Origin of the sequence: Paenibacillus germinis (assembly GCF_013141785.1) — a bacterium.
In the GTDB taxonomy this organism is placed as follows: domain Bacteria; phylum Bacillota; class Bacilli; order Paenibacillales; family NBRC-103111; genus Paenibacillus_E; species Paenibacillus_E phytorum.
On sequence record NZ_WHOC01000060.1, the window covers coordinates 16505 to 27265 of the forward strand.

The following is a 10761-nucleotide window of genomic DNA, read 5'->3' on the forward strand; positions in this document are numbered from 1 at the left end:
TCGTGCGTCCAGATATAATCCTCGATATGACTTTGTAGCCTGTAAAATGGATGCGATTCGATGGGCGCCAGATGTGAGATTGATAATCATTGAAGGAGCACTTGATCTTCAGGCATGGTTTAAGTAAGGACCCACGCAAAAAACTACCGCCAGCAGCGAAGATTGCGCACGACAAGAACGTTATCTTCGGATATTTGTTTCACTCAGGAGCTCTGATTCCCGGGGATCGAGCTCCTGAGTGAAGCATTTGAAAATCTCCCTACGCCTACTGGATGTCTCCGTTCTCGCTCAGCGCACGTGCTCGTCGAACGGAATGGTGAACTGCTCTCAACCTTAGATATCTGTAACGGGCATTTGGTACTCTTTGTCGGTAGAAGTGGAGGCAAGTGGCTTAAAGCTCCGGTGGATTAAAGTTGGCATCCGCTCTTGGTCTTCACCCAACAGCAGGCTTCATGTCAAATCGCTCTTGCAGCCTAGCAAACTTGGCTATATCCACCCAAGAGCGAGAGCCTTTTAAAACAGTGGCTACCCGAAGGCACCCAAAAAAAGAGTCAATGTTGATGGTTCTAAATGTCGATTCTGTAGACTGTAGAAAGCAGTATGTCCGTTTATGCGAGTCTAACACTTTATTTTCTTCTAGGGGTCCCGCCAACATTTTAACGAAAATATACGCTAAGCCCTCGGACGTGATCGACTTGGCGTTTTTTCTTACTCTAAGCTGGTCCGAGTTGTACTACCCGGAGCATCGCTGTTTAATCTCCTTAACTTAATGAACGAAAAATATTTGTAGATCCCGCCGTCGGATGGCAAGTATTATTATCCGTGTAGAACCAATGAGTCACTCAAAATTCCTCCATTAAAATAACACCGGGAAACCCCGGTGTTATTTTACCTTAATGTTTCAAAAGGATGCGAACTCTTTCAAGATTGGCAATACAGTATGTCAAATCTAAGGTTGAACATATCACCCCAATGAACCAATTAGCTCATCGGTCCCTGGATCTTAGTCACGCAAACAATTACAATGCCTTACTGCTACTCATGCCTCTATTCTGCAATGAAACGTTTGCTAAATAAAGCATAAAGTGCACAGGCAACCACCATGATCCCAGCAAATATGAGTATACTCTCCACCCGCACAATATCCCCCAACGGACCAAACAAGACCATCCCTAACGGCAAAGCGCAGGAGTTTGAAACTTGTACAAGACTAAATATTCTGCCATGCATGGAAGACTCAACTTTTTCCTGCAATAATACTGTAATTGGCGCGTTGAAACAGGGCATTGTAATTCCAATTAAAAAGTTAAACAATAAATACATTACAAATTCCGGAGCGACACCCAGCCCTACCATCAGTAAGCCATAGAAAGCGCACGCTAATATAGTGGTATGCATGCGGTTTCGGAAACCTCCCCAAGTTGCAATCACAATGCCTCCGGCTATTGCTCCAGCGCTAAAGGTCATCTCACTTGCCGTCAGCCTCCACACTTCCCCACCGAAGGAACGGCTCACCATGAGGGGCGTTAAAAAGGCAGCAGGACTTATCAAAATCATTACGATAAACAGAAAAAGGAGCAATCGTTTTAATAAGGTGTGATTTTTCAAATATACAAACCCTTGTTTAATGTCGAGCAAATTAGATTTGTGCCGACTAGTCATATTTGCATGAGAGGGTATGGCAATGGTCAGCATGATACTAATCCCGATGACTGCGGTAATAACATCAATAAAAAACGTCGCTTCCATTGTCGTTATGGAGAGAATCGCCCCGCTTGCCGCAGGTGAAAGAAACATCATCAAGGACGAAATACTGCTGTTTACTCCATTTACTTTCATAAGCTTATCTTTTGGGACAATCTGGGGAATAACAGCGTTATAAGCCGGGATTTGTATTCCGGTTCCTGCCGATCGAATAAGCAATAGAATAAAGAGCAGCCAGATAGATTGATAACCCGTTAAAAACAATACCGCCATGATAAGCGTCGCGGATGCAATTATCCCATCAGCCAGCATAATCATTTTTTTGCGATTGTAACGGTCGATCCATACGCCGGCAAACAGGGATATGACAATCTGCGGCAGAAAACCGCAGACAGTGGAAATCGTCATCATAACTCCTGATGTTGTCGTAAGGGTAATATGCCAAATAATCGCATATTGAACCAATGATGAACCGAATAATGATATTGTTTGTGCAGTCAGGAACAGGATAATTTTCCTTTTCCACTCGTTGTCGTTGTTACACATAAATCTATTTACACTCCTCGTTTTTTCAGTTCTTCGTTACCTCGTCGTTCGATGGAATTCACAGCATGCAATCCCCTATGTTGAGATGACTATCAACCCATCCTTGATAAAATTTTTCTTCATGAGAAACCAGTATCAAACTTCCGTCAAATTGAATCAAAGCTTTTTGCAAAGCGTCTTTTGCTTCAGCGTCCAAGTGATTGGTCGGTTCATCCAGGATTAGCATATTACATGGTGAAAGCAGCAAGCGGCATAATTTCACCTTTGACTGCTCGCCTCCACTCAATGTAGAGATAGTCTGTGAAACATGGGTGTCCTTTACACCGCATTGCGCCAAATGACGGCGAATTTCTTTCATGCTCAGTTTAGGATAACGCGCCGATATGATCTGGATCGGTGTCATTGCATCGTCCTCCCAGATGAGGTCCTGCTCGTAATAACCGATCTTGACTTGTTCCGCAAACCGAAAACCGCCGGATACGCTCTGAATATTTCCAATCAATGTTTTGAGCAAAGTTGATTTTCCGATTCCGTTAAAACCGGTAATCACAAGCTTTTGCCCTCCCGTAACTGAAAAATTTAATTTGGGCAGCAATGATGTAACATATCCAACCTCCAGATCATTTACCCTGAGCACCACCTGTGCGGAAAGAGGAAGTTCACGAAACCGGATCGATGGTTTAGAGGCAAAACCCGGTGGAGCGATTCTATCGATTTTTTCAAGCTGTTTTCGTCGTCCTCGAGCAATTCTGGAATTAACTCCAGCTATATTTCTCCGGATATATTCTTCCGTCTTCCCGATTCTCTTCTTCTGGGCATTGTATTGCCGAATATAATCCTCCCGAAAATGTTCCTTTTGTCGGAGAAAATCCGAGAATTTACCATGATATTTTTTTATCGATTCGCCTTCAATATCGCAAATGCAAGTTGAAACCTTTTCAAGAAAGGTCTGGTTGTGTGATACAACAACGAATGCATTTTTAAACGTCGCTAAATAGTCAGCTAGCCAATCAACATGCCCTTTGTCAAGAAAATTTGTGGGCTCGTCAAGCAATAAGACATCCGGTTTTTCTAAGAGAAGCTTTGCCAGAATCACTTTGGCACGCTGCCCGCCGCTTAACTCCTGAATTGGACGGTCAACTCCGATGGCGTTAAGCCCCAGGCCGTTGATCACTTTATTGATCGTGCTGTCTAAAGAATAAAAATCATGCATTTCGAGCTGCTCCTGATGTTCTGCGGCTTTCAGCAGTTGATCTTCATTGCCAGTAATGGCGCTTTCTTCATAGAGTTCGTTCATCTTTCTTTCAAGTTCAAACAAATCCAAAAATGCCGTTTTCAAGTAGTTCAAAATCGTATGGCTTCCATTGATAACAGCATATTGGTCAAGATAACCGATTTGAATGTTGGGCTGCCATTTTACAGTCCCCTTATCGGGAATAATCTCGCCTGTCAAAATGCCGATCAACGTACTTTTTCCTGTTCCGTTCTGTCCAACCACACCTAAGTGTTCCCCTTTACACAACTCAAAATTTACCTGTTTGTACAGTGTTTTATCGCCAAAGGAATGCGACATATCGATAACTTCAAGTAAACTCATACTATATTCTCCTTTCTAAACAAAAAAGCAGAGGGTATTGCACCTTTCGGCACAAGCCCTCTGCTTCTCTGTACTCTACATGTAGGTACAGCAATACTATCTTCAGCTAGGAACTGAACATAATATCACAAAAGGCTGTAGACGAAATATTGTCTACAGCCCCTTAATCATTTTATCGACCGACGGCACAACCAAATAAGCATGGAATTCCACGCCAAAATTTGAAGGCTATCAGTCGATGAAGAAAGAGCATGATGCTCTTTGATTAAGCTCCGGACAACGCTTCATCGTTTTATCGATTTGTTCGGAGCAGCTTTTGGGATATAATTTAACAGTTTCCGTGAAATGCATATGGAATACACCCTTTCGTTTGGAGCAATTTTATTATTTATGTCTGCACTTGTCAAGTATTGTTCGTGGGCTATCGGATCTTTCTGAATGCTCTATGGGTTCATGTAGCTGTTCATTCAAGTTGTGTATTCTTACGAACAACCATAAAGGAATGACACTCTTATTTCTAATGGTATTTCCATAACGCATACTTGATGTCCGCTAATGTAAATCGAGATTCGGAGGCTTCGCTAATGGGAAAGACAACCGGGATTTCAAAACGCGGGGAACAGGCAATACAAGACTTCATTCACGCTCTTTCCACCTTTGAAGATTTAAATCCCAAAACGCTAAAGGAATACGCAAGTGACCTGAAACATTTTATCGGTTGGTTTGAGACAACCGACCATCAAGAGGAAGAAGTTGTATTTCAAATTGAAGATGTAGCTACTCCAACATTAACACGATACCGAGAAGCCGCGCAAAAAGTAATGGTATTGAAGCCGGCTACCATCAACAGGAGGCTGATAACACTGAAACGTTTTTTTGAGTGGGCCACGTCGGAATCCAGGATTCGCCGCGATCCTTCAAAGCCGGTCAAATTGGTTCCGGAAGAAAAAGTAAGCCCTCGGCAGATGACAGACAAGGAAGAAGCTGCATTGATTGCTGCGGCTGAGCATGGCGATTCCCTTCGGGATCAGACAATACTTATCTTGATGTTTCACACCGGCTTACGAACAATGGAAGTATGCGACCTGGCTTCCGGCGACATTCAAATCGGAAAACGCAGCGGCCAGCTTACGGTACGGTCCAGGAAACGAAATAAACAGCGAGAAGTGCCTTTGAACGCTACGTGCAGAGCTGCTTTGGAAAGATATCTGGCAGTCCTCCCTCCTGACGGTTCTTATCTGTTTCCTTCGGAGAAAACTGGCGATCGATTAACCGAACGAGCTTTACGCCATTTGATTCAAAACACATGAAAGCGGCGCGGCTTAAAGGATTGAGCGCCCACGATCTACGGCACCGGTTCGGGTACATAATGGCAGAGAACACGCCTTTACACCGCTTGGCACAAATTATGGGACACGATAGTCTGGATACAACGATGATTTACGTCAAGTCGACTCGTGCGGATCTGCAATCTGAAATCGAAAAAATAGCATGGCAATGAGGGATGAGAACGATTTACGCGAGAGTAAGGGAACTGCTAACTCCGGAGGAAAGGCTGCAATATTTGCAAATACCGCAAGATCTCGGCGAATGGGAATTGGGCACCAATTTTACTTTTACATTTACCCAGCATGACCTTGAAATCATTCAGCAGCGGCGAAGAGATTATAATCGACTCGGCTTTGCCGTGCAGCTGTGCGTACTTCGCTATCTCGGCTGGACTCTTTCTGACATAAAGGAGGTACCGGTTCAAGTCCTTCGTTATATCGCTAAACAAATCAACAACGCCGATGTGGAGTCTTTTGCATCTTACGGCGAACGAGAAGCCACGAAATACGAGCATTTGGAGGAAATCAGGAAGGAATATGGCTACCAGGCATTTACCTTGAGCGAATATCGTTCCTTGTGCTCTTTTTAACAATGCAATGGCAAACCGCAATCCTCTACACTTGATACAGCATGCACTCGAAGATTTACGCAAGCGCAAAATCATACTTCCTTCGATGACTACAATTGAAAGAGCTGTTTGGGAGACACGCAAACGAACAGAAGAAAAATATTCAAGCTGCTTAGTACATCTTTGACAGAAGTACAGATTGTTAAGCTGGACCGCGTCTTGACCATAATGCCAGACAGCAGTAAAACCTTCTTGGCATGGTTAAGGGAAATTTCCCGGTATCAGCTCTCCGGATTCTTTTTTGAAGGTTATTGAAAAACTCGAATACATACGTGACTTGTAGCTACAAGTCGATACTAAAGGCATTCATCCGAACCGGCTGCGGCAGCTTTCTAAAATTGGTTCACGCTACGAACCTCACTCCTTCCGCCGCTTTAATGATCCGAAAAAGTACGCGACTTTAGTAGCTTACCTATTGGAGCTGATTCAGGATTTGACTGACTTGGCCTTCGAAATTCATGACCCTCAGATCATGATACTCTCTCCAAAGGGAGAAAAGCCCAAGAGGAACTGCAAAAGCAAAACGGTAAATCAATCAACTAAAAGGTTGTCCATTTTGCTGATCTCGGGGCAGCTCTAATCAAAGCCCGTAGCGAAGGCATCGATCCGTTTGTTGCGTTTGATGCCGTCGTCGCATCCGTGGAGGAAGCCAAGCGACTGGCGAGGCCTGTCGATTACGACTATTTGGACCTACTGGAAAAGAAATTCTATGCGCTCCGGAAGTACACGCCAACGTTGTTAAAATCGTTGGAGTTTCGTTCAACTAAGTCGGCGGAGCCGTTAATGAAGGCGGTCGATATCATTCGAGATATGAATGAAACCGGGAAGCGAAAAGTTCCAGAAGGCGCACCGCTAAGTTTCGTTTCAAACCGCTGGCAAAAGCACGTCTACGATGATGACGGAACGATCAACCGGAATTATTACGAAATGGCCGTTCTGACAGAGCTGCGCAATTATGTTCGTTCCGGTGACGTTTCCATTGTCGGGAGCCGTCAACATAATAATTTCGAGGAATACCTTGTGCCGAAAGAGGATTGGAATGTCATCCAGCTAATGCTATAAAGCTTGCCGTCAGCATGTCAGCAAAGGAGTATCTTGAAGAACGGACTGAATCGCTGCATCAAAGATTACACTGGGTTTTTGACCATATTGACGAGCTGGACGGCGTGAATTTGGAGAACGGAAAATTGCACATCGAGAGATTGGAGAAAGATGTTCCGGACGAATCCCGGAATTTCAGTCTTTCCCTTTACGAACTGCTTCCACGAATAAAGCTAACGGATCTCCTCATGGAAGTAGCTAACTGGACGAATTTTCATGAGCAGTTTATTCACGCTTCCAGTAACCGCACTCCTAACGAGGAAGAAACGACAATCCTCATGGCTACCCTTATGGCAATGGGAACGAACATTGGGCTTACGAAGATGGCCGAAGCCACGCCAAGCATTTCATATCGTCAGATGGCCAATGCAGCGCAATGGCGGATGTACGAAGACGTGATGAATAAAGCGCAGGCTGTTCTCGTTAATTTCCATCATAAGCTGGCGCTGCCCTCGTATTGGGGAAATGGTACCACCTCATCATCTGATGGAATGCGCGTCCAGATCGGTGTTTCGGCGCTTCACGCAGATGCGAATCCCCACTATGGGACCGGAAAAGGAGCTACGATTTATCGTTTCGTGAGCGATCAATTTTCCACGTTCTACACGAAAGTCATCAATACGAACGCTCGGGAGTGCCGTACATGTCATTGATGGATTGTTGCATCATGAAACGGACCTGACCATTGAGGAACATTATACTGATACCGCCGGATACACTGATCAGGTTTTTGGTTTAACGCATTTGCTCGGATTTCGCTTTGTGCCGCGCTTACGCGACTTGGCTGATTCCAAGCTGTACGCTATCGGGAAGCCTGCTGATTTTCCTAAAATAGAGATACTGCTGCGAGGGCAGAACAATACAAAGATCATTCAAGAGAACTATGACGTGTTCTCCGGCTGGCTCATTCCATCCGGGAAGGAACCGTTTCGGCATCACTCATTATGGGTAAAATCGGCTCCTATGCAAGACAAAATAGATTGGCCACCGCACTCCGGGAGATGGGACGCATTGAAAAAACGATCTTCATCATGGATTATCTTTCAAGCAAAGCGATGCGGCGAAGAATCCACCGGGGGTTAAACAAGGGGGAAGCCATGAACGCATTGGCTAGAGCGATCTTTTTCGGCAAACATGGAGAACTGCGGGAACGTGCTCTACAGGATCAGCTCCAACGAGCCAACGCATTCAATATCATCATTAATGCGATTAGCGTTTGGAATACCGTCTATCTTCAACAAGCAACAGAACACCGCAAAAAGCAAAGTAAGCTCCAGGAAGAACTTTTAAATCATATTTCTCCTCTGGGATGGGAGCATATCAATTTCTTGGGTGAATACAAATTCAAGTTCAAGCAGAATACGTCTCTAAATTCATTGCGACCGCTTAAACAACATGAAGTTGAATAACCGTTCGTCCGGGTCACACCGCCCGGACAATTTGGCTTAGAGTAAGAAAAAACACCAAGCTGGTCACGTTCGAAGGCTTAGCGTATATTTTCGTTAAAATGTTGGCGCTACCCCCTTCTAACAACTAAGGAGGCTCCTTTTTTCGTATAAGCCCAAGCACGGTAAGGCTTTTTATTATGAATTTTATTCTGGGACTTTTCTTTCGAGTTGCCAATGATATCTACCAACTTTAATGTCACTGAACAGAGAATCAGGAGTGGATACTGTTCTGTGAAAATAAAGTATTAGACTGGATTGAATCCGCGCGGTTTTTCGAATTACAAAACCTTCAGACTCCGAAAAATAAGTATTAGACTGACCCAAAAATACAAAACAGCAGCAGCCGTGGACAAGAAAATAAAGTCCTAGACTGCTGCTGTTTTATTGAACAAACGTTCAGAGTGGATTCCATCATGTAAGCAGCAATTTCCCTTGCCGTCCCAATCGTTCGGCTATCTGCACCGCTTTTGTAATTTCGTTTAAATTATATCTCGCTTCAACATTTCCCAAGTAGAGCTGCTTTTGACGAAGCAATGCAAAAATCTGTAGAAAGGAATTTTGCCAATCATGGACTGAGATACACTGTATCCATTGCCGCAAATGAAAAATTTTCGATTGAATATTAAGTTCAATTGCGATTCGCTTCCAATCCACTTGCAGCCCTGATAGCAATCCAATGGACAAAAAGAGACCACCTCGTCGCACAGTAAGTGCAAGATCATATCCTTCTCTTCCACCGATAGAATCAATCGCAGAATTAACACCCTGCCCCATCGTTATGTCCATCACAGTTTTATAGACTTCGCTCTGTGAACAGTTAATCACATGCCACGCACCTAATTGCAACAGTTCTTGTGTATACTCCGAACTCCGCACTACGGCTATAAGCCTGTATCCAAAAACAACAGATAATTGAGCAAAAATTCGTCCGATTGCAGAACTACACGCATTAACTAGTAGGAAAGAATTATTGGAACGTTTAAGAAGCTCCTTACAAATAATCCATGCAGTAAGAGGATTGATATATGATCGAGAAGCCTCATCGTCAGTGATGGAATTTGGTACTTCAATAGACAAAGAAGAAGATGTTTTTACATATTGCTGCCAAGTTCCTTCTCCCCGAAGAGGTAATACACGCTTACCAAGCATGGATTTTTGCACTCTAATACCAATATCAATGACTGATCCTACGCCCTCATATCCTGGAATACATGGCAAAGAGATACGGTGTCGATAAGCACCGCGAATGGGGATCAAGTCAGACGGATTTATCGGACGAGCGATCATTTCCACCAAAATCTCATCAGGCTCTAGTGGAGTAACTACTCGCTGTTCTACTGCTAAGACGTCTTGTGGTTCACCGAATTCATGGAAACAAATTGTTTGTCCATTCATATGCCCCATCCCTTTTGCTCTTTCATTAGGTCGATATAATAAACATTGGGATTTAGTGTATCACGAATGACTACTTATGCAAAATATACTTTCAGGAGATTCGCTTAAGCAACTCAGTAACGTTATACTAATCTGTCCGTCCGCCAGTCTACAACTTTATTTACACGGTTTATCAAGACCTAGATTTAGGAAAGTCAGATATAATAAATGGTTCCACATATTAAACATGACTAATATGTGGAACCCTTTATGTTTAACTATCGTTCCTCGATAGTTGAATCAGCAAACACTTAACTTTTGCCAGTTAAGTGTGCAATCTCATATCGAAATCCAAGTTTTATTATCATAAAGTCTAATTACTTTATTTTTATATAAATGTAACTTTGCTTCAAAATCTGGTCTATTACTTTCAAAGTCATGTGTCCATTTGTACATCATTTTTAACATGGTAATATCAGGTTTATAATGACACTTTTCAATACCAAGGTTTTGTTTGAAGAACCGCGTTAGGATTCTAATTCTCCGCTTCCACAGTGGTGTGTCTAGAAAAATGATTGTGTCAGCCATTTCATATAAGCAACGATAGGATTCGCGGTCGGTTCCTTCAAATATCCAAGTACCATTTTTATCAATTTCCTTAATAACCTTAACCTGCTCTGCGGCTGTACGCTTATGTCTCCCAGTCTCCGTTATATGATGAACTATACTATCCAACTCATACCAGGGAATATTTCTTTTATTCGATAATTGCTTCGCAAGTGTTGTCTTGCCACTGGCTACAATTCCGATTATGTAAACTTTTTTCATATTTTCCCCCGCTGTACTTACAAAAAATAGTTTATGTATTGCCCATGTACATATATTTCGTCATCATCTTGCTTACACCTCTTATTAATGTAATACAAGCTACGAAAAGTAGAGTAAAGGGCTGGGGATGCCAGCCCCTCCTCATCAAACCGTACGTGCGGTTTTCCCGCATACGGCTTTCCGACGTTCTTCACCCAGGGCAGTAC

At 43.3% G+C, this 10761-nt stretch carries 4 protein-coding genes and 2 pseudogenes; 2 read left to right on the forward strand and 4 right to left on the reverse strand.

Annotated features, from left to right (window positions below):
• Positions 1-1047 precede the first annotated feature (1047 nt).
• Together GC102_RS11415 and GC102_RS11420 are read right to left on the reverse strand one after the other, a co-directional pair.
• The gene (locus GC102_RS11415) at positions 1048-2250 is read right to left on the reverse strand and encodes an MFS transporter (RefSeq protein WP_171689643.1); all 1203 of its coding nucleotides are present in this window, start codon (positions 2248-2250) and stop codon (positions 1048-1050) included.
• 58 nt (positions 2251-2308) lie between these two features.
• The gene (locus GC102_RS11420; protein ID WP_171689644.1) at positions 2309-3847 is read right to left on the reverse strand and encodes an ABC-F family ATP-binding cassette domain-containing protein; all 1539 of its coding nucleotides are present in this window, start codon (positions 3845-3847) and stop codon (positions 2309-2311) included.
• Between the two features lie 584 nt (positions 3848-4431).
• On the opposite strand from GC102_RS11420, the pseudogene GC102_RS11425 reads away from it, so the two are divergent.
• Together GC102_RS11425 and GC102_RS11430 are read left to right on the forward strand one after the other, a co-directional pair.
• A pseudogene (locus GC102_RS11425) lies at positions 4432-5348 on the forward strand (tyrosine-type recombinase/integrase).
• 3 nt (positions 5349-5351) lie between these two features.
• Positions 5352-8314, forward strand: a pseudogene (locus GC102_RS11430) (Tn3 family transposase).
• 450 nt (positions 8315-8764) lie between these two features.
• On the opposite strand, the gene GC102_RS11435 reads toward GC102_RS11430, so the two are convergent.
• The gene (locus tag GC102_RS11435) at positions 8765-9748 is read right to left on the reverse strand and encodes a zinc-dependent alcohol dehydrogenase family protein (protein ID WP_171689645.1); all 984 of its coding nucleotides are present in this window, start codon (positions 9746-9748) and stop codon (positions 8765-8767) included.
• 318 nt (positions 9749-10066) lie between these two features.
• Positions 10067-10555 carry a P-loop NTPase family protein gene (locus GC102_RS11440; protein ID WP_171689646.1) on the reverse strand — a complete coding sequence of 163 codons (489 nt, stop codon included), beginning with the start codon at positions 10553-10555 and terminating at the stop codon, positions 10067-10069.
• Positions 10556-10761 lie beyond the last annotated feature (206 nt).